The sequence below is a fragment of the Microbacterium sp. 70-16 genome, assembly GCF_001898315.1.
GTDB lineage: Bacteria > Actinomycetota > Actinomycetes > Actinomycetales > Microbacteriaceae > Microbacterium.
In genome coordinates this window covers 506,965-527,398 of record NZ_MKTQ01000014.1, presented here as the reverse complement: position 1 = coordinate 527,398, position 20,434 = coordinate 506,965, and the positions used below count along the sequence as shown (strand labels likewise).

The 20,434-nt window shown below is 68.8% G+C and carries 17 protein-coding genes; 11 read left to right on the top strand and 6 right to left on the bottom strand.

The window, feature by feature from the left end; all coding sequences use genetic code 11:
* The first annotated feature begins 79 nt into the window (after positions 1 to 79).
* The 3 genes from BGO46_RS07450 to clpX all read left to right on the top strand — a co-directional run bounded on the left by BGO46_RS07450 (position 80) and on the right by clpX (position 2,785).
* On the top strand, positions 80 to 664 hold the full coding sequence (locus BGO46_RS07450) for an ATP-dependent Clp protease proteolytic subunit (protein WP_292676237.1): 585 nt from the start codon (positions 80 to 82) through the stop codon (positions 662 to 664).
* A gap of 20 nt (positions 665 to 684) precedes the next feature.
* Positions 685 to 1,362 (top strand): ATP-dependent Clp protease proteolytic subunit, encoded by a 678-nt coding sequence (locus tag BGO46_RS07445; RefSeq protein WP_292676239.1) that lies wholly within the window; start codon positions 685 to 687, stop codon positions 1,360 to 1,362.
* Between the two features lie 154 nt (positions 1,363 to 1,516).
* The gene (gene clpX / locus BGO46_RS07440) at positions 1,517 to 2,785 is read left to right on the top strand and encodes an ATP-dependent Clp protease ATP-binding subunit ClpX (RefSeq protein ID WP_292676241.1); all 1,269 of its coding nucleotides are present in this window, start codon (positions 1,517 to 1,519) and stop codon (positions 2,783 to 2,785) included.
* A 111-nt stretch (positions 2,786 to 2,896) separates the two neighbouring features.
* Here clpX and BGO46_RS07435 read toward each other — a convergent pair whose 3' ends face one another.
* Positions 2,897 to 4,954: a M3 family metallopeptidase gene (locus BGO46_RS07435; protein ID WP_292676244.1), complete on the bottom strand. Its 2,058-nt coding sequence runs from the start codon at positions 4,952 to 4,954 to the stop codon at positions 2,897 to 2,899.
* A 91-nt stretch (positions 4,955 to 5,045) separates the two neighbouring features.
* Here BGO46_RS07435 and BGO46_RS07430 point away from each other — a divergent pair, with 91 nt between their 5' ends.
* Genes BGO46_RS07430 through BGO46_RS07420 form a run of 3 tightly spaced genes read left to right on the top strand, consistent with a single transcriptional unit; the run spans position 5,046 to position 7,161 of the window.
* Positions 5,046 to 5,657 (top strand): helix-turn-helix domain-containing protein, encoded by a 612-nt coding sequence (locus BGO46_RS07430; protein ID WP_292676247.1) that lies wholly within the window; start codon positions 5,046 to 5,048, stop codon positions 5,655 to 5,657.
* Positions 5,654 to 5,776, top strand: a complete 123-nt coding sequence (locus tag BGO46_RS07425; protein ID WP_292676249.1) for a hypothetical protein — start codon at positions 5,654 to 5,656, stop codon at positions 5,774 to 5,776. Before BGO46_RS07430 ends, BGO46_RS07425 begins: the two co-directional genes overlap by 4 nt.
* The gene (locus tag BGO46_RS07420; RefSeq protein WP_292676252.1) at positions 5,773 to 7,161 is read left to right on the top strand and encodes an MFS transporter; all 1,389 of its coding nucleotides are present in this window, start codon (positions 5,773 to 5,775) and stop codon (positions 7,159 to 7,161) included. Before BGO46_RS07425 ends, BGO46_RS07420 begins: the two co-directional genes overlap by 4 nt.
* Before the next feature lie 8 nt (positions 7,162 to 7,169).
* Here the strand turns inward: BGO46_RS07420 and BGO46_RS07415 are convergent, their stop codons facing one another.
* From BGO46_RS07415 to BGO46_RS07405, 3 genes are all read right to left on the bottom strand, one after another.
* A complete protein-coding gene (locus BGO46_RS07415) occupies positions 7,170 to 7,418 on the bottom strand; it encodes a hypothetical protein (RefSeq protein WP_292676255.1) in 249 nt (82 codons plus the stop codon).
* Position 7,419: 1 nt separating this feature from the next.
* Complete coding sequence (valS, locus tag BGO46_RS07410) at positions 7,420 to 10,008, bottom strand: valine--tRNA ligase (RefSeq protein WP_292676258.1); 2,589 nt, start codon at positions 10,006 to 10,008, stop codon at positions 7,420 to 7,422.
* 77 nt (positions 10,009 to 10,085) lie between these two features.
* Entirely contained in the window at positions 10,086 to 10,535 is a 450-nt protein-coding gene (locus BGO46_RS07405) for a hypothetical protein (RefSeq protein ID WP_292676262.1), read from the bottom strand.
* A gap of 233 nt (positions 10,536 to 10,768) precedes the next feature.
* On the opposite strand from BGO46_RS07405, the gene ileS reads away from it, so the two are divergent.
* The 4 genes from ileS to ndk are packed head-to-tail and all read left to right on the top strand — an operon-like array spanning position 10,769 to position 16,359.
* A complete protein-coding gene (gene ileS / locus BGO46_RS07400) occupies positions 10,769 to 14,170 on the top strand; it encodes an isoleucine--tRNA ligase (RefSeq protein WP_292676264.1) in 3,402 nt (1,133 codons plus the stop codon).
* Positions 14,167 to 15,519 (top strand): folylpolyglutamate synthase/dihydrofolate synthase family protein, encoded by a 1,353-nt coding sequence (locus BGO46_RS07395; protein WP_292676266.1) that lies wholly within the window; start codon positions 14,167 to 14,169, stop codon positions 15,517 to 15,519. Before ileS ends, BGO46_RS07395 begins: the two co-directional genes overlap by 4 nt.
* A complete protein-coding gene (locus BGO46_RS07390; protein WP_292676267.1) occupies positions 15,516 to 15,944 on the top strand; it encodes a DUF4233 domain-containing protein in 429 nt (142 codons plus the stop codon). Before BGO46_RS07395 ends, BGO46_RS07390 begins: the two co-directional genes overlap by 4 nt.
* A gap of 1 nt (position 15,945) precedes the next feature.
* The gene (gene ndk / locus BGO46_RS07385) at positions 15,946 to 16,359 is read left to right on the top strand and encodes a nucleoside-diphosphate kinase (protein WP_292676269.1); all 414 of its coding nucleotides are present in this window, start codon (positions 15,946 to 15,948) and stop codon (positions 16,357 to 16,359) included.
* Between the two features lie 366 nt (positions 16,360 to 16,725).
* On the opposite strand, the gene BGO46_RS07380 is transcribed toward ndk, so the two are convergent.
* Positions 16,726 to 17,343, bottom strand: coding sequence for a vitamin K epoxide reductase family protein (locus BGO46_RS07380; RefSeq protein ID WP_292676270.1), 618 nt, complete (start codon positions 17,341 to 17,343; stop codon positions 16,726 to 16,728).
* Positions 17,344 to 17,639: 296 nt separating this feature from the next.
* Between BGO46_RS07380 and BGO46_RS07375 the strand changes: the two genes are divergently transcribed.
* The gene (locus tag BGO46_RS07375; RefSeq protein ID WP_292676272.1) at positions 17,640 to 20,108 is read left to right on the top strand and encodes an Rne/Rng family ribonuclease; all 2,469 of its coding nucleotides are present in this window, start codon (positions 17,640 to 17,642) and stop codon (positions 20,106 to 20,108) included.
* Here the strand turns inward: BGO46_RS07375 and BGO46_RS07370 are convergent.
* A complete protein-coding gene (locus BGO46_RS07370) occupies positions 20,105 to 20,377 on the bottom strand; it encodes a DUF4031 domain-containing protein (protein ID WP_292676274.1) in 273 nt (90 codons plus the stop codon). The genes BGO46_RS07375 and BGO46_RS07370 overlap by 4 nt on opposite strands.
* Positions 20,378 to 20,434: the final 57 nt, after the last annotated feature.

Here is a 20,434-nt window from a genome sequence, read left to right as displayed (position 1 = left end):
CGACGGCGAACACGGGCAGGTGCCCCCGCGCACGTCGGTAGATTCGTTGACGAACCGAAACCCGGAATCAGGAGTACCCATGGCTGAACCACTTGTCGCGACGAGCGTCTTCGACAGGCTGCTGAAGGACCGCATCATCTGGCTCGGGTCGGAGGTGCGCGACGAGAACGCCAACGAGATCTGCGCCAAGATCCTGCTGCTCGCGGCCGAAGACTCCGAGAGGGACATCTACCTCTACATCAACTCGCCCGGTGGTTCGATCACCGCCGGTATGGCGATCTACGACACGATGCAGTTCGTGCCCAACGACATCGTCACCGTCGGCATCGGCATGGCCGCCTCGATGGGGCAGCTGCTGCTGACCGCCGGCACGAAGGGCAAGCGCTACATCACGCCCAACGCCCGCGTGCTGCTGCACCAGCCGCACGGCGGCTTCGGCGGCACCTCGAGCGACATCCAGACGCAGGCGCAGCTCATCGTCTCGATGAAGAACCGTCTTGCCGAGATCACCGCCGCCCAGACCGGCAAGACCGTCGAGCAGATCAACGCCGACGGCGACCGCGACCGCTGGTTCACCGCCGACGAGGCGCTCGAGTACGGCTTCGTCGACCACATCCGCGAGTCCGCGACCGACGTCATCGGCGGCGGCGGCACCGAGAACTGAACCCGAAGGAGACACTCCGCATGAACACCCCCGCCTTCGGCGCCCCCCAGCACTCGGCCGCCGGGCTGCAGCTGCCGCAGAGCCGCTACATCCTGCCCCAGTTCGAAGAGCGCACCGCCTACGGCTACAAGCGCCAGGACCCGTACAACAAGCTGTTCGAAGACCGCGTGATCTTCCTCGGGGTGCAGGTCGACGACGCCTCCGCCGACGACGTCATGGCCCAGCTGCTCGTGCTCGAGTCGCAGGACCCCGACCGCGACATCATCATGTACATCAACTCGCCCGGTGGCTCGTTCACGGCCATGACCGCGATCTACGACACGATGCAGTACGTCTCGCCGCAGATCCAGACGGTCGTGCTCGGCCAGGCGGCATCCGCTGCTTCGGTCTTGCTCGCGGCAGGTGCGCCCGGCAAGCGGCTCGCGCTGCCGAACGCCCGCATCCTCATCCACCAGCCTGCCGTCGGCGAGTCCGGGCACGGCCAGGCATCCGACATCGAGATCCAGGCTGCTGAGATCCTGCGCATGCGCACGTGGCTCGAGGAGACCATGGCGCGGCACACCAACCGCTCGCAGGAGCAGGTCAACAAGGACATCGACCGCGACAAGATCCTCTCGGCCGAAGAGGCGATGGAGTACGGCATCGTCGACCAGGTGCTCACGACGCGCAAGCGCGTTCCGGCTGCGATCACGTCCTGATCGCGGACTGATCACATCGGATGCCCCGTCACAGCCCGGCTGCGGCGGGGCATCCGCGTTTTCTTGTGCACGCATCGTGCCGCAAATCCGCCGGATGTCGCAGCCAGCGGTTAGGCTCGAACAGCATCTTGAGAGTTCTCTGAGGAGGGGCACCATGGCTCGTATCGGTGAGAGCGCCGACCTGTTCAAATGCTCCTTCTGCGGCAAGAGCCAGAAGCAGGTGCAGCAGCTGATCGCCGGCCCCGGCGTCTACATCTGCGACGAGTGCGTCGAACTGTGCAACGAGATCATCGAAGAGCGCATGGCCGAGTCGGGTGAGGGCGCCGTCGCCGACTTCGATCTGCCCAAGCCGCGTGAGATCTACTCGTTCCTCGAAGAGTACGTCGTCGGGCAGGATGCCGCGAAGAAGGCCCTCTCGGTCGCCGTCTACAACCACTACAAGCGCGTGCGCGCGCACGGCACTCTGCAGCCCGCCGAGCAGCGCGCCGACGAGGTCGAGATCGCCAAGAGCAACATCCTGCTGCTCGGGCCTACCGGTTGCGGCAAGACGTACCTCGCTCAGACGCTCGCGAAGCGCCTCAACGTGCCGTTCGCGGTCGCGGACGCCACTGCCCTCACCGAGGCCGGTTACGTCGGTGAGGATGTCGAGAACATCCTGCTCAAGCTGCTGCAGGCTGCCGACTTCGACGTCAAGCGCGCCGAGACGGGCATCATCTACATCGACGAGGTCGACAAGATTGCCCGCAAGGCCGAGAATCCCTCGATCACGCGCGATGTGTCGGGTGAGGGCGTGCAGCAGGCGCTGCTGAAGATCCTCGAGGGCACGGTCGCGTCGGTTCCGCCGCAGGGCGGACGCAAGCATCCGCACCAGGAGTTCATCCAGATCGACACGACGAACGTGCTGTTCATCGTGGCCGGCGCGTTCGCGGGTCTGGAAGACATCATCTCGTCGCGCGTCGGCAAGCACGGCGTCGGCTTCGGGGCTCCGCTGCAAGAGAAGGGCAAGGAGCTCGACCTGTTCAGCGAGGTCGAGCCCGAAGACCTGCACAAGTTCGGCCTGATCCCCGAGTTCATCGGTCGACTCCCTGTCGTCACGTCGGTGGCGCCGCTCGACCAGGCGGCGCTCATCGAGATCCTCACGGGCCCGAAGAACGCGTTCGTGAAGCAGTATCAGCGCATGTTCCAACTTGACGGCGCCGAGCTCGAGTTCGAAGACGACGCGTTGCGCGCGATCGCCGACCTCGCCGTGGCGCGCAAGACCGGCGCGCGCGGCCTGCGCGCGATCCTCGAGGACGTCCTCGGCCCGATCATGTTCGAGATCCCCTCGACCGAAGACGTCGCGAAGGTCATCGTGACCCGCGCCGCCGTCACCGAGGGCGCCGCCCCGACGCTCGTCCTGGAGCGCAAACGCAAGAGCGCCTGACGCTCGCTCACGTTCGCGGCGCGTTCATCCGTCCCGTTGTGCGGCTGCGCGGGCATCCACCCGGCAGTTGGGGACGGATGAACGCGAACGCGCGAACCCCCGAGCGGCGCGTCAGCCGTCGAGCCCGCGGCGCTTCAGCAGCGGGGCGATGTCGGCGTCGCGGCCGCGGAAGTCGCGGTATGCCTCGAGGGGGTCCTTTGAGCCGCCGACGCCCAGCAGGCGCTCGCGGAAGCGGTCGCCGTTCGCGCGGGTGAGGCCGCCGTTCTCCTTGAACCACTCGACGGTGTCGGCGTCGAGCACCTCGCTCCAGATGTACGAGTAGTAGCCGGCACTGTATCCGCCCGAGAACACGTGCGCGAAATACGTCGACGAGTACCGCGTCGGGACGACGGGGTTGTCGAGCCCGATGTCGGCGAGAGCCGCCGCCTCGAACTCCGCGACGTCGATGGATGCCGCGGCATCCGCCGCACTGAGCGAGTGCCAGGCCTGGTCGATCCACGACGCCGCGAGATACTCGCTGGTCGCGAAGCCCTGGTTGAACGCCTCCGACGCGTGCAGCTTGTCGATGACCTCCTGCGGCAGCGGCTCGCCGGTCTCGACGTGCCGCGCGTACTCGGTGAGCACCTCGGGCCAGAGGATCCACATCTCGTTGACCTGGCTGGGGAACTCGACGAAATCGCGGAACACCGCCGTCCCGGCGAAATGCGGATAGGTGACCGTCGCGAACAGCCCGTGCAGCGCGTGCCCGAACTCGTGGAACATCGTCGTGACCTCGTCCAGGGTCAGCAGCGTCGGCTGGCCGGGCGCGGGCTTGGGCACGTTGAGGTTGTTGACGACGATCGGCGACGTGCCGCGCAGGCGCGACTGCGACACGATCGAGTTCATCCACGCCCCGCCGCGCTTCGTGTCGCGGGTGTAGAGGTCGAGGATGAACAGCCCGAGCGCGCCGCCGTCGGCATTGTGCAGCTCGAACACGCGCGCGTCGGGGTGGTACGCCGGAAGGTCGGCGCGCTCGGTGAACGTGACGCCGTACAGCTGCGTCGCGGCGCGGAACACGCCGTCCTGCAGCACGCGCTCCGCCTCGAACCACGGGCGCAGCGCTGTGCGGTCGAGGTCGTACTCGGCTTCGCGCACGCGCTCGGTGTAGAACGCCCAGTCGTGCGCCTCGAGGGCGAAGGGCGCCGCCTCGGCATCCACGATCTGCTGCAGAGCCGCCTGCTCGCGCCGGGCGTTCGCCGCGGCGGGCACGGCGAGCTTGCGCAGCAGGGCATGCACGGCCTCGGGCGACCCGGCGGTCTCGTCGCTCGTGATGTAGGCGGCGTGGCTGTCGTAGCCCAGCAGCGCCGCGCGCTCGGCGCGCAGGCGCACGATCTCGCGCAGCACGTCGCGGTTGTCGTTGTCGTTGCCGCGCGAGCCGCGCGCACGCGAGGCCTCGATGAGGCGGCGACGGCTCTCGCGGTTCGTGAGGGTCGACAGATACGGATGCCCCGTGAACAGCGTCAGTGTGACGACGTAGCGGCCCGAAAGGCCCCGGTCTTCCGCGTTCTGGGCCGCGGCCGACAGCTCGCCCTCGGTGAGACCGTCGAGCTCGGCGGCATCGTCGAAGACGACGGCGAGGTCGTTGGTGTCGGCGAGCAGGTTCTTCTCGAACGTCGTCGTCAGGATCGACAGCCGCTGGTTGAGCTCGGTGAGCCGCTCTTTCTGCGCGTCGTCGAGGCCCGCGCCGGCGTGGCTCATCTCGCGGAAGTGGCGCTCGACGAGATAGCGGTCTTCGGCGGGCAGGTCGAGATCGTCGAGCTGGTCGTACACGGCCTTGATGCGCCAGAAGAGCTGTCCGTCGAGCTGGATCGCGTCCTCGTGCGCCGACATCAGGGGAGCGAGCTCTTCTTCGATCGCTTGGATGTCCTCCGTCGCGTCGGCGGAGGAGACCGTGTAGAAGGTCCGCGCGACGTGGCCGAGCAGCTCACCCGAGCGCTCCAGCGGAACGAGCGTGTTCTCGAAGGTCGGCATGGAGCGCACCCGCGTGATCGCGTCGATCTCGCGGCGGTGCTGCGTGAACGCCTCGGCGAACGCGGGCAGATAGTGCTCGGCGAGGATGTCGCGGTAGTCGGGCAGCCCGTAAGGGAGCGTGCTGGAGGCGAGCAGGGGATTGGTCACGGCATCCGTCATTCCTTCAGCGTAGACGGCGGGCTCGCACATGCAAAGAATCAATTGCAAAGAAATGCTTGCAAGAGAGTGATTGCAAAGGTATCTTTGCATCATGACCGACGAGAACCCGCAGCCGACGCCGTATCGTCCCGAGCGCATGCTGGATGCCGGTGCGCTGCGCGCCCTCGCGCACCCGTTGCGCGTGCAGATCTACGACATCCTGTCGCAGTACGGGCCGCAGACGGCGAGCACGCTGGCGTCGATGACGGGGGAGTCGTCGGGGTCGACGAGCTATCACCTGCGGGCGCTCGCGAAGCACGACCTCATCCGTGAGGTCGATGACCGCGGCACAGGCCGGGAGCGGTGGTGGGAGCGCCCGAAGGGCGGGATCTCGTTCACCAACCCCGAAGCCATGAAGACTCCGTCGGGCAAGGCGGCGACGCAGGTCGTGATGACCGAGTTCCTCACTCGCCGGCACCAGCAGCTCATGCGCTACATGGCGACGTCGCTCGCAAACCCCGACGTCCTCGACGAAGAAGAGGCGATGATCTCGACGGCGACGTTGCGGCTCACTCACGAGCAGACGATCGAGCTCATCTCACACCTGCAGCAGGTCATCGACGAGTTCAACACGAAGTACCGCGACCAGAAGCGTGAGGGGCTGCGCCCCATCAGCATCCGCACCGATGTGTTCCCACTGCCAGAAGAAGGAGGTGCATCATGAGCCGCACAAGCACCATGATGACCCGGATCGTGCCACCACGTCCCGCGTCGTCTGCGGAATGCGACCAGGCTGCGCGCGATCAGGGCGCCCTGCACGCGCTGCACATCCTGCCGCGATGACCAGCGCAGCTCCCCGCGCACGCACTGCGCGGCGGCCGCTCGGCCGCGACTTCGGCAAGCTGTGGACGGCCGCCGCCTTCAGCAATCTCGCCGACGGCCTCGGCCGCACGGCCGTGCCGCTGGTCGCCATCAGCTTGACGCAGGATCCGCTGGCGATCTCGGTCATCGGCGCCCTGGCGTACCTCCCGTGGCTCGTGTTCGGGCTGCCGGCCGGCATGATCGTCGACCGCGTCGACCGGCGGCTCGTGATGGCCGCGGCGAACATCATCCGCGGCGGTGTCGCGGTCTGGCTGTCGGTGCTCGGCGTCACGGGCGGCATGAGCCTGTGGACGCTGTTCGTCGCGACGCTGATCTTCGGTCTTGGCGAGACGCTGTTCGACAACGCGACCAACGCCGTGATCCCGGGTGTCGTCCGCCGCGACCAGCTCGATCGTGCCAACGGATGGATGCAGGCGGCGCAGATCACAATCGACAGCTTCGTCGCGACGCCGATCGCCGGCGTGCTGTTCGCCGTGTCGCTGACGCTTCCGCTGTGGCTGGGTTCGGCGGGCTACCTCGTGCCCGTCGTGCTGGCTCTGCTGCTCCCGGTGAGCGCGGCTCGTGTGCTGCATCGCCCGAGCGAAGGCGAAGGCGACGGCACAGGCGAAGGCGACGGCCCCGGTGGCAGCGCGGCATCCGCACCCACGCACGTGCGCACGAGTGAAGCGCTGCGTTACCTGTGGCGCCACCGTTATCTGCGCGCGATGGTCGTCTTCACCTCGCTCATCGGTTCGTCGCTGTCGTTCGCGCAGGCGGTCATCCTGCTGTTCTTCCTCGACCTGCTCGAGGTGCCGGTCGCCGCGATCGGCTTCATCACCGCCGGCATCGGCATCGGAGCGCTGGCAGGCTCCCTCGTCGCCTCGCGGCTCGTCGCCCGCTTCGGGCGAGGCATCGTGATGTTCTCGGCGATCCTGGTCGGCGGTGTGACCCTGCTGCTGACGGGCCTCGCCCCGAACGTCTGGATGGCCGTCGTCGCCTTCGCCGCCTCGGCGTTCGCCGTGTCGGTGTGGAACGTGCCGTGGGGGAGCCTGCGCCAGCAGATCGTGCCGCCCGAGATCTTCGGTCGCGTGCTGGGCGTCATCCGCACCCTGACGTGGGGTCTCTTCCCCGTCGCGACGCTGCTCGGCGGCTGGCTCGGTCGCGTCGACCTGCGGCTGCCGTTCCTCGTCGGCGGTGGCGTTGCCGCGCTCGCGGCGCTCGTGGCTGCGCCCCTGTTGATCGGCGGCACGCGCAAGGCGTTCGCCGACCAGCCCGACAGAGCCGACCAGCCCGATCACCCCGACGCTACCGACCAGCCGGGCGCGACCGACAGCATCGACCAGACCAGCGCCGACCGCCCCGCCTGATCAGAGACTCAGGCGAACTCGTCCTCGTCGTCGTGACGGACGACGACCGAGCCGTCCGCGAGCTGCTCGACGATCACGCCCGTGTCGAGTTCGGCGATCGGCCGACCCTCGAGGAACGTGAGCGTCCACCGCGGCCGCGGCTGACCGAGGTCGTCGGCCGGAATCGACCGGTCGACGGCCGCGATCTGCGGGCGCAGAGTCGCGGGCACCGCCGCGGGCGGCTCGTCACCGCTGGTCCATCGCGTGCCGAGTTGCATGTCAGACCTCCGGAGCGAGTTCGACGGTGTCGACGGTGAGCGTGTCGCCACCGCCGATCAGGTCCAGCTCGGCGATGCGACCGACGGCCTTCAGATCGCCCTCGGCGAGCGTGAGCGCGGCGATCGTCGCGTCATCACCGCGCAGCACGAGGCGGGCGACGGGCGTCTTCTGCGAGGCCTTCGCCTCGGTCTTCGCGCGGCGGATGCCGATGAGGGCCGCGCTCGCGGCGGACAGCACCGTCGGGTCGCCCTCGATCTCGAGCGGCGTCGGCCACGCGGCGGTGTGGATCGAGCCCTCCTCGAACCACGACCACGCCTCCTCCGTCGCGAACGCGAGCACCGGCGCGAGCAGGCGCAGCAGCGTCGACAGGGCCAGGCGCAGGGCGAGGGCGGCGGATGCCTGGCCCACGTCGGTCTGGTTGTAGGCGCGCTCCTTCACGAGCTCGAGGTAGTCGTCGCAGAACGTCCAGAAGAACGCCTCGGTGATCTCCAGCGCGCGGGCGTGGTCGTACGCCTCGAACGCCTTCGTCGCGTCGCGCACGACCTGATCGAGCGTCGCGAGCATCGCGGCATCCAGAGCGTGTGTGACCTCGGCGCCCTCGGGCACGGGGAACGACAGCACGAACTTCGCGGCGTTGAGCACCTTGATCGCGAGGCGGCGGCCGATCTTCACCTGCGTCGGGTTCTGCGGGTCGAACGCGGCGTCGGTGCCGAGCCGGCTCGAGGCCGACCAGTACCGCACCGCGTCGGTGCCGTGCGCCTCGAGGATGTCGGCGGGCGTCACGACGTTGCCCTTCGACTTCGACATCTTCTTGCGGTCGGGGTCGACGATGAAGCCCGAGATCGCGGCATCCGTCCACGGCGCACGGTCGTCTTCAAGCGCCGAGCGCACCATCGTGGAGAACAGCCAGGTGCGGATGATGTCCTGCCCCTGCGGGCGCAGGTCGAACGGCGCGACGAGGTTCCACAGCTCGTCGTCGCGCTGCCAGCCGCCCGCGAGCTGCGGTGTGAGCGACGACGTCGCCCACGTGTCGAAGATGTCCTTCTCGCCCTCGAACCCGCCCGCGACGCCGCGCTGGGCCTCGGTGTACCCGGCGGGCACATCGGTCGTCGGGTCGACCGGAAGGGTCGCGAGGTCGGGCACGATGACACCGTCCTCGACCCGCTCGCCGTTCTCATCGAGCGCATACCAGACGGGGATCGGCACACCGAAGAAGCGCTGGCGGGAGATCAGCCAGTCGCCCGTGAGGCCGTTCGTCCAGTTCTCGTAGCGCACGCGCATGAAGTCGGGGTGCCAGTCCATGCCGGCCCCGAGCGCGATGAGCTTGTCGCGGAAGTCCGCGTCACGCGCGCCGTTGCGCAGGTACCACTGGCGCGTCGAGACGATCTCCAGCGCACGGTCGCCCTTCTCATAGAACTTCACCGGGTGGCTGAAGGGCTTCGAGATCTCGAGCAGCTCGCTGGATGCCTCGAGCATCTCGACCATCTTCTTCTTCGCGCTGAAGACAGTCAGGCCCGCGAGTTCGGCGTACGCGCTCTTCGCGGCATCCGTCACGAGCGCCTCGGGGGCGTCGGCGAGGATGCGGCCGTCCTGACCGAGGATCGTGCGGTTGGGGAGGTCCAGCTCGCGCCACCAGATGATGTCGGTGACGTCGCCGAAGGTACAGATCATCGCGATGCCCGACCCCTTGTCCTGCTGGGCGAGGTGGTGCGCGAGCACGGGCACCTCGACGTCGAAGATCGGGGTGCGCACCGTCTTGCCGAAGTACGGCTGGTAGCGCTCGTCGTCGGGGTTGGCGACGAGGGCGACACACGCGGCGAGCAGCTCGGGGCGCGTCGTCTCGATGTGGATGTCGCCCGAGCCGTCGGTCTTGTGGAACGCGATGCGGTGGTAGCTCGCCTGCTGCTCGCGGTCTTCGAGCTCGGCCTGCGCGATCGCGGAGCGGAAGTCGATGTCCCACAGGGTCGGAGCGAGCGACTGGTACGCCTCGCCGCGCTCGAGGTTGCGCAGGAACGCGAGCTGGCTCGTGCGGATCGTCTCGTCCGAGATCGTGCGGTAGGTCTGCGTCCAGTCGACCGACAGGCCGAGCTGGCGGAACACCGCCTCGAACGCCTTCTCGTCCTCGACGGTCAGCTCTTCGCACAGCTCGATGAAGTTGCGGCGGCTGATCGGCACCTGGTCGGCCGGCTTGAGGCTCTTCGCGTCACCGTGGAAGGGTGGGGTGAAGTCGGCGTCGTACGGCAGCGACGGGTCGCAGCGCACGCCGTAGAAGTTCTGCACGCGACGCTCGGTCGGCAGGCCGTTGTCGTCCCAGCCCATCGGGTAAAAGACCGTCTTGCCCTGCATGCGCTCGTAGCGCACCTTCACGTCGGTGTGCGTGAACGAGAAGACGTGGCCGATGTGCAGCGAGCCGGATGCCGTCGGCGGGGGAGTGTCGACCGAGTAGACACCCGCGCGGCCCAGTTTTTCAGTAGCGGCCTTGGCGGCGTCACGGTCGAACAGGTACGTTCCGGCGGCGCTCCACGCGGCATCCCACTTCTGCTCGAGGCCTTCCAGAGCCGGCTTGTCGGGAATCTGTGCGTCGGCCATGGTGGATCTCCTCGAGCGATATAGGCGGCACTGTGTGAGCGTGCCTGAGTGTGGGTTGTCCCGCGATTCTACCCGGATCAGGGCTCGACGTGGATGCCGAGCGTTCTCGCGAAAGCCGCGGAGTGGAACTGTGCCTGGTGCGGCGAGAGGGTCCCTCCGGCCAGGCCGCGCGGATCGGTGAACGACAACGCCTCGAGACCCCGCAGGTCCAGGTCGGCGGCGTGCAGGCCGCGCGTATCGACCTCGTCGGCCCGGCTGTGCAGGAATTGCACGCGCGACAGCTGTGCCTCGGGCAGATCCAGCGTCCCGATCTCGCAGTCATCGAACAGCACGTCGTTCAGTCGCGCCGACGGGATCAGGCTCTCGGCCAACGAACTGTGCGACGCGTGCACCTGCCCCGTGAGCAGGTCCAGCTGCACGCCGACGACGTTCATGCGCGGCGTGAGGATGCCTGCGTCGTCCAGAACGTCGGGGAGTTCCGGGTCGATGATGCGCGGCAGCTGGAGGGTAGAACTGCGGCGGGCCATTGGGGAACTCTACGCGTACACTGGTTCCACCAGCTGTGATCCGGCCATCACCGGGGAGCTCGCGGAAGAACGGCCCCTCGACAAGCTCGGGGACCAACTAGAACCGCGCGGGGCAGGCCCGTCACAGCCGCAGATGAGTGGCCCTCGGATTCGAAAGATGAAGAGAGCAAGCGGGGTGGTACCGCGGTCTCACGATCGTCCTCGCAGGAAGCACCGCAACCTGCTGGAGTGACATGACCTACCCCCGCCCCTCGACAAGCTCGGGGACCAGTTCCGCGTTCGGCCCGGCGGCCGACGTCGTACCGAGCCCGCGCTTTCCCGAGATCGAGCGCGACGTGCTCGCGTTCTGGGAGAGCGACGACACCTTCCGTGCGTCGATCTCGCAGCGCGAGGGCGCTGACGAGTGGGTCTTCTACGACGGCCCGCCGTTCGCCAACGGCCTGCCGCACTATGGGCACCTGCTCACGGGCTACGCGAAGGACCTCTTCCCGCGGTTCCAGACGATGCGCGGCAAGAAGGTCGACCGCGTCTTCGGGTGGGACACGCACGGTCTGCCCGCCGAGCTCGAGGCGATGAAGCAGCTGGGCCTGACCGAGAAGGAGGAGATCGTCGAGATGGGCATCGGCGTCTTCAACTCCAAGGCGAAGGCATCGGTGCTCGAGTACACCCAGCAGTGGGAGGACTACGTCACGCGCCAGGCGCGCTGGGTTGACTTCGAGCGCGGCTACAAGACGCTTGACACGGGGTTCATGGAGTCGGTGCTGTGGGCGTTCAAGGGCCTGTGGGACAAGGGCCTGGCCTACGAGGGCTACCGCGTGCTGCCGTACTGCTGGCGTGATGAGACGCCGCTGTCCAATCACGAGCTGCGCATGGACGACGACGTCTACAAGATGCGCCAGGACCCGTCGGTGACGGTGACCTTCCCGCTCGTCGGACAGAAGGCCGAGGCGCTGGGTCTGACCGGCGTGCGCGCCCTCGCCTGGACGACGACGCCGTGGACCCTGCCGACGAACCTCGCGCTCGCCGTCGGACCGGCCATCGAGTACGTCGTCGTTCCCGGCGGGCCGAACGGCGCCGCGGACGTGCACTCCGACAGCGAAGAGGCAGCGGCGCATCGCTACCTTCTGGCATCCGATCTGCTCGGTGGTCACGCGAAGGACCTCGGCTACGAGAGCGCCGCCGACGCGGAGGGCGCCGTCGAGCGCCGCATCGTGGGTGCCGACCTCGCCGATGTGCACTATGACCGGCTGTTCGACTATTACGCGGATGCCGAGACGTGGGGCACCGGCGACGCGTGGCGCATCCTCGTCGACGACTACGTGACGACGAGCGACGGCACCGGTATCGTCCACCAGGCTCCCGCCTACGGCGAGGACGACCAGCGGGTCACGGAAGCTGCGGGCATCCCGCTCATCATGAGCCTCGACGACGGCGGCAAGTTCCTGCCTCAGGTCACCGACGTCGCCGGCGAACTGTGGATGGATGCCAATCGGCCGCTCATCCGGCTGCTGCGCGCGCAGGGCCGCCTGTTGCGCGAAGCCAGCTACGAGCACTCCTACCCGCACTGCTGGCGTTGCCGGAACCCCCTCATCTACAAGGCGGTGTCGAGCTGGTTCATCCGCGTGACCGACTTCAAGGACGACCTGCTCGCCGCGAACGAGCAGATCACCTGGGCGCCCGAGAACGTCAAGCACGGCCAGTTCGGCAAGTGGCTCGAGGGCGCGCGTGACTGGTCGGTCAGCCGCAACCGCTTCTGGGGCTCGCCGATCCCGGTGTGGCGCAGCGACAACCCCGAGTACCCGCGCATCGACGTGTACGGCTCGCTCGACGAGCTGCAGAACGACTTCGGCCGGCTGCCGGTGAACGAGGCGGGCGAGGTCGACCTGCACCGTCCGTACATCGACGACCTGACCCGACCGAACCCGGATGACCCGACGGGGCAGTCCACGATGCGCCGCATCGAGGACGTCTTCGACGTGTGGTTCGACTCGGGATCGATGCCGTACGCGCAGGTGCACTACCCGTTTGAGAACCGCGAGTGGTTCGACACGCACGCGCCGGCCGACTTCATCGTCGAGTACATCGGGCAGACCCGCGGCTGGTTCTACGTCATGCATGTGCTGTCGGTGGCGCTGTTCGGCCGCCCCGCGTTCTCGGGCGTCGCGTGCCACGGCATCGTGCTCGGCAGCGACGGGCAGAAGATGTCGAAGTCGCTGCGCAACTATCCCGACGTCAGCGAAGTGTTCGACCGCGATGGATCCGACGCGATGCGGTGGTTCCTGATGGCATCGTCGGTGCTGCGCGGCGGAAACCTCGTCGTGACCGAGGAAGGCATCCGTGCGGGTGTGCGCGAGTTCCTGCTGCCGCTGTGGAACGCGTGGTACTTCTTCGCGACGTACGCGAATGCCTCCGGTGGCGCTGACGGTGCCGGCTATGAGGCGCGCTGGCGCACCGATTCGACCGACGTGCTCGATCAGTACATCCTCGCGCTGCTGGGCGAGCTGGTTCGCGACGTCGCCGCCGACCTCGAGGCGCTCGACTCGACGACGGCCGCGGCGCGCCTGCGCGACTTCGCCGAGGCGTTGACGAACTGGTATATCCGCCGTTCGCGCGACCGGTTCTGGGTCGGTGTTTCGGATGACCCCGCATCGACCGAGGCGTTCGACACGCTGTACACGGTGCTCGAGACGCTCACGCGTGTTGCGGCGCCGCTGATCCCGCTCGTCTCGGAGCGCATCTGGCAGGGCCTCACCGGCGGGCGCAGCGTGCACCTGCAGGACTGGCCCGACGCCGACGCCTTCCCGGCATCCACCGACATCCGCACCGCGATGGACACCGTCCGTGAGGTGTCGTCGGTCGCGAACGCGCTGCGCAAGAAGGAGGGCAAGCGTGTGCGCCTGCCGCTGCCGACGCTGACGGTCGCCGTGGCTGGAGCCGAGGAGCTCGCGCAGTTCGAGGGCATCCTGCGGGAAGAGCTCAACGTCAAGCGCGTCGAACTCGTCGAGCTGACCGAGGGGCTCGCCGAGACGTACGGCATCAGCCAGCGTCTCGCCGTCAACGCCCGCGCGGCGGGGCCGCGCCTGGGCAAGCAGGTGCAGCACGTCATCGCGGGCGCCAAGGCGGGTCTGTGGACCGTCGAGGACGACGTCGTGACGGTCGACGGCGTCGCGCTCGAGGCGGGCGAGTACGAGCTCACTCTCGAGGCAGGCGGTGTCGCTGAGGGCACCGCGATCGCACTGCTGCGCGCAGGCGGCTTCACGCTGCTCGACACGACGACGACGCCCGAACTCGAGGCCGAAGGGCTCGCGCGCGACGTGATCCGCGCCGTGCAGGACACGCGCAAGGCCGCAGGGTTCGACGTGAGCGACCGGATCCGCCTGCAGCTGCTGTTCGCCGGTGAAGACGACGCGCGTGCCGTGGCCTCGGCGTTCGAGGTCGCCGGGGTTGCGGCCGAGACGCTCGCGCTGGACTACGCCGTCGTCGGGCCCGACGACGTCGTGCTGCTGGGGGAGGGCTCGGTGCTGGCATCCGGCCGTACGATCGACGCGGAGCACACCGCAACCCTCGCCGCGGGAACCTACGCCAACACCGGCGACATCACGATCGCCGTCACCCGGATCGGAGCCCCCGCATGAGCGACCGTTCGCGCGCCGACGCCGTCTATTCGGCGCTGCTGACCCGGCAGGGTGAGCGGTGGGTGCAGCCGCGTGTCGAGCGCACGCGGCGTGTGCTCGAGCTGCTCGATGACCCGCAACGCACGTATCGCGTCGTGCACGTGACAGGCACCAACGGCAAGACGTCGACGGCGCGGATCGTCGAGTCGATCGTGCGTGCACACGGCCTGCGCACGGGGCTGTTCACGAGTCCGCACCTGGAGCGGTACACCGAGCGCATCATGATCGACGGCGAGCCGATCGACGACGCTCTGATCGCGGATGCCTGGGACGAGATCAGCCCGTTCGTCGACATGGTCGACGCGGAACTGGCGGCATCCGGCGACGCGGCGCTCACGTTCTTCGAACTGCTGACGGTGCTCGCGTTCGTCGCGTTCGCCGACGCCCCCGTCGACGTCGCCGTGATCGAGGTCGGCATGGGCGGTTCGTGGGACTCGACGAACACCGCCGACGGAGACGTCGCGGTCATCACGCCGATCGACATCGACCACGCCGACAAGCTGGGCGACACGATCAGCGAGATCGCGACCGTCAAGTCGGGGATCATCAAGGACGGCGCCGCCGTCGTCTCGGCGCAGCAGGACTCTGCGGCGCTCGCGGTGCTGAAGGATGCCTCGGCCGCGCGCGGCGCGACGCTCGCCGTCGACGGCGCGGAGTTCGGCCTGACGGCGCAGCAGCTCGCCGTCGGCGGGCAGCAGATCAGCGTGCGCGGGCTCGCCGGCACCTACGACGAGCTCTACCTGCCGCTCTACGGCGCCCACCAGGGGCACAACGCGGCGCTCGCGATCGCGGCCGTCGAGTCGCTCATCGGCGCGGGATCGCAGGCGCTCGCGCCCGACGTGCTCGCCGACGGCCTCGCTCAGGTGACCTCGCCCGGTCGGCTGCAGCTGGTCGGCGTCGCGCCGACCGTGCTCGTCGACAGCGCGCACAACCCGCACGGCGCCCGCGCCCTGGTCGCGGCGCTGGCAGACTCGTTCGACTTCGATGAGTGGGGCATCGTCCTGGGCGCCTTCGCCGACAAGGACATCCCCGGCATCGTGTCGGCGATCGTCCCCGTCGCCGCGCAGGTGTTCGCGACGGCCCCCGAGTCCGACCGCGCCGCCGAGCCCGACACCGTCGCCGACCTCGTCGAGGCGGCGGGCGGGCGCGTGAGCGTGCACCGCGACCTCGCCGAAGCCGCGGACGCGGCGCGCGAGTGGGCCTCGGCATCCGATCGTCGTGCCGTGGTCATCGCCGGTAGCGTCGTGCTTGCTGGCGAGGCCGTGCAGCTTGCCGCCGCGGAGGATTGGAAGGACGGGTGGCAGGCGTGAGTGCGTCGTCTGAGCCGGGCTCGGCACCGGAGGGTGGCGCGGCTGCGCCGCGTCAGCGGCGTGCGCGCGGGGCGGCGGAGTCGCTCGGCGCCATCGTGCTGGGATTCGAGTCGATCATCGTCTTCCTCGGCGGGCTCGTGATCTACGGTCTGCGCCAGACGCCCGGCGGCCTCGAGCCGTGGTGGGGGATTGTCGCGGGCACCGTGCTCGCCATCCTCATGATCGCGACGACGGGCCTGCTGCGTCACCGCTGGGGGATCGTCCTCGGATGGGTGCTGCAGGGGATCGTCCTGCTGGGCGCGCTGCTCGTGCCGGCGCTGGCGATCGTGGCGGTCATTTTCGGTGCGATGTACGCGTATGCGACGATCAAAGGCGGAACGCTCGACCGCCGCAACGCGGCACGCGCCGCAACGAACGGAGACTGACATGCCCACGGAAGAGACCCTCGTCCTCGTCAAGCCGGACGGCGTCGCGCGCGGCCTGACCGGCGCGATCCTGGCCCGCATCGAGGCGAAGGGTTACGCCCTCGTCGACATCAAGCTCGTCGAGCCCGACCGCGAGCTGCTCGAGAAGCACTACGCCGAGCACGAGGGCAAGCCGTTCTACGAGCCGCTGCTCGAGTTCATGATGTCGGGGCCGTCGGTGGCGATCCGCCTTGCGGGCAACCGTGTCATCGAGGGCTTCCGCTCGCTTGCCGGCACGACCGACCCGACGACCGCCGCGCCCGGCACGATCCGTGGCGACTTCGGCCGCGACTGGGGCCTGAAGGTGCAGCAGAACCTCGTGCACGGCAGCGACAGCCCCGATTCCGCCGCGCGCGAGCTCGCGATCTGGTTCTGAGCCCGCCGGCGCGTGAGCGCCGGGCGGGTCTGGGCGGGGCCCCGGGTTTGGGTGGCGCCCGGGTTTCGGTAGCGCCCGGGTATCGGTGGCGCGAATGCGCCCCTCGGGGGCATCCATGTGCTCATTTGCGCCACCCATCTCGGGTGCGCCAGGGGGTACGCGGCGCGGACGCAGGTGGCGCGCCGGACCATCTCAGGGGCATCCATCTGGTCTGCGGCGCCACCTCGTCTGCGCGCCGCAGATCGAGGTGGCGCGCCGGACCAGCTCAGAGGCATCCAACTGGTCGGCCGCGCCACCTCGTTTGCAGTACGGGGCGGATGCCTCGCAGAGCACGCAACCCGCGCAGCGCGCGCCCCCGCACAGGCGTCAGAAGATGATGTCGAGCAGTTGGGGGATGGCATCCAGGCGCAGCTGGGCGAGCAGCAGCACGAGCGCGTAGGTCAGCACCGTCATGAGCGGCACCCACGGCTTGAGGGCAGCGCCGATCGCCCGCACGCGCGGCGCGCGCGAGACGACGCCCGAGCGGAGCAGGTGGACCATCACGGCGAAGAACGTCGGGATCGTCACGAGCCACGTCACCATGCACCACGGGCACAGCGTGCCGAGGATGTAGATGCTCTGGCCGATGAGCCACACGACGAACCCGAAGGCGAAGGTGATCCCGGCCGCAAAGGCCCACCAGAACCAGCGGGCGAACCGCGCCCCGGCGAGGATCGCCATGCCGACGACGATCGGCGCGACCCAGCCGGTGAGCCCCAGGATCGGGTTGGGGAACCCGAAGACGCTGCCCTGCGGCGAGTTGAGGTTCTCGGTGCACTGCACGACGACGCTGAAGTCGCACGACGCGGGTCCGGCATCGGGGTTCGCGAGCGCGTGGAACTTCTCGACCGTGAGCGCGAAGGCAGCCACCCAGCCGATGACTCCCGCGATCACCAGCCACACAGCCAGAGCGTTCGGACGGGTGTCGATCGTGCGTTGCGGCATTCCGCGATTATCGCACCGCTGCGGCGCACGAACCCGAGTGTCACGCGCGCGGGATCCGCACCTTCGCACAAACGCGAGCGGAAAGTGCGATAATGAAGGCCGATGCCCTCGCGGCCGCGCCGCGACCCGGCATCACCGAAGACTTCGGGCGATGAACGCCCTTCGCAGTACGAGCCCCGCCAACGAGCGGGTGAGTCTGCAGACCGTACGAGTACGCGACACCTCCGGACCGGAGCGACGTCGCCAGATTTGCCCGGGCCGGCCCGCGGAGCCGACTCGCAAGGAGTACGCCAGTGATGGCTGATGAGCACAATGACAATGTCGAACTCGCCCACGATGACGCTGAACAGCCTCTGACTCCGGAGGCTGACACGGCCGCCGCGTCAGAGGTCGTCGCCGAAGCGGATGCCATCGTCGCCGGCGAGGACCAGGCGGATGCCGAGGTCGTGGCCGATGCGGAGAGCATCGTCGATGACGCGGCTGTCGCCGAGGAAGTCGCGGAGGACGCGGTCGTCGCGGAAGAGATTGCGGAGGAAGTCGTCGTCGCGGAAGAAATCGCGATCGCCGAGGCCGCAGAGCCCGCCGAGGTGGAGGTAGGCGAGGTAGCCGAGGAGGCCCCCACAGCCCCCGTGACCGCCGTCTCTCTGGGCCTGCTGCCCGAGGAGTTCGTCTCGCAGGTCTCGACGCAGCTCATGTTCTACGCGCCCGAGATCATCGCGCTCCCGGCGCGTCCGGGACGTGGCGACGACCGCGACGAGCCGGGGATGCCGGGTCTGCCCGGTGAGCCGGGGTCGAGCGCCCGCCGACGCAACCGTCGTCGTGGCGGCGCCGCCGCGGCATCCGACAGTGAGGACCAGCCCGCGGCCGAGCGCACCGAGCGTGGCGGCCGTCCGCCGCGCCAGCGCGCCGTCGAGCTCATCACCGAGCCGCAGCGCATCAAGGGCTCGACGCGTCTGGAGGCCAAGAGGCAGCGCCGCCGTGACGGTCGTGAGGCCGGCCGCCGACGCACCGTTGTGACCGAGGCCGAGTTCCTCGCCCGCCGTGAGGCCGTCGACCGCGACATGATCGTGCGCTCCAAGAACGGCCGCATCCAGATCGCGGTGCTCGAGGACAACGTGCTCGTCGAGCACTACGTCGCGCGCAGCCAGGAGTCCTCGCTCATCGGCAACGTGTACCTCGGCCGCGTGCAGAACGTCCTGCCCTCGATGGAGGCCGCCTTCGTCGACATCGGCCGCGGACGCAACGCCGTGCTGTACTCCGGTGAAGTCGATTGGGATGCCGTCGAGACGGGCAACCAGCCGCGCCGCATCGAGCTCGCCCTGAAGTCGGGCGACCGCGTGCTCGTCCAGGTCACCAAGGACCCGGTCGGCCACAAGGGTGCACGCCTGACGAGCCAGATCTCGCTGCCGGGCCGCTACCTCGTGTACGTGCCGGGTGGGGCGATGAACGGCATCTCGCGCAAGCTGCCCGACACCGAGCGTGCGCGTCTCAAGCGCATCCTCAAGGAGGTGCTGCCCGAGTCGAGCGGTGTCATCGTCCGCACGGCGGCCGAGGGCGCGACCGAAGACCAGCTCACGCGCGACGTGCAGCGGCTCACCTCGCAGTGGGAGCACATCAGCCAGCAGGTCGAGACGATCCAGGCGCCCGCGCTGCTGCACTCCGAGCCTGACCTGCTCGTCAAGATCGTCCGCGATGTCTTCAACGAGGACTTCTCGAAGATGCTCATCCAGGGCGAAGACGCGCACCAGACGATCACCGCGTACCTGACCGGCGTCGCCCCCGACCTGCTCGAGCGGGTCGAGAAGTACGAAGACGACCAGGACCCGTTCGACCGGTACCGCGTCACCGAGCAGATCGAGAAGGCGCTCGACCGCAAGGTCTGGCTGCCCTCGGGTGGTTCGCTCGTGATCGACCGCACCGAGGCGATGACCGTCGTCGACGTCAACACCGGCAAGTTCGTCGGGTCGGGCGGCAACCTCGAAGAGACCGTCACCAAGAACAACCTCGAGGCGGCTGAGGAGATCGTCCGCCAGCTGCGTCTGCGCGATATCGGCGGCATCATCGTCGTCGACTTCATCGACATGGTGCTCGAGTCCAACCGCGACCTCGTGCTGCGCCGCCTGATCGAGTGCTTGAGCCGTGACCGCACGAAGCACCAGGTTGCCGAGGTCACTTCGCTCGGCCTCGTGCAGATGACCCGCAAGAAGCTCGGCCTCGGCCTGCTCGAGACCTTCAGCGAGCCGTGTGAGGTCTGCGCCGGGCGCGGTGTCATCGTGCACCACGACCCCGTCGTCAAGCACCGCGGCCCGAACCAGCAGACCGGCTCGGGTTCGTCCGGCGGCGGACGCCGCCCGCGGCAGCAGGCCACGGCATCCGGTTCGAACGGCAACGGCGGCACGCACGTGATCACCGAGGGCGCCAAGTCGGCGCTTGCGCAGATCGCGGCATCCACCATTCACCCGACCGTGGATGAGACCGCGGCGCCCGTGATCATCGACCTCGAGGCACCGCTCGCGGCGCCCGTCGAGCGGCCGAAGAAGGCGCGCAAGAAGCGCACCGACAGCCCGCGTCAGAACGGTGCGAAGTCGGATGCCGGTGCCGCGCCCAAGACCGAGAAGGATCTCCTGCTCGACTCGGTGCTCAGCGCGCTGCCCGAGCCGAAGGCCCCGGGTCAGGGTCGTGGACGGCGTCGCGTGACGACGGCGGCGCTCAGCGGAACGCCCGTCGCGGCGACACCGGCGACGCCCGAGGTCAGCGAGTCCTAGCGGCCGCGGCGCTCGCGCGCCGTGATCCGCAGGCCCGAAGCGATCAGGCGGCGCACGAGCTCGTGCCCGCTGACGTGGTGGGCGCCCGCTGCGACGAGCCGGGGGAGAGCGTCCTCGGGAACGTCGTAGTGGTCCAGATCGAAGGCGCGCGGCGGGATGCCGTTGGCGGCAGCGAACGCGTGCAGCTCAGCCAGATCGCTGTCGCTGACCATGTGCGCCCAGAGGCGCCCGTGGGCGGGCCACCGGGCATCGTCGATGAGGATCACCACGTCCCCATCGTAGGGACCGGCGACACGCCCGGGCGGCGCTTTTGCCCCTTGGCCCGG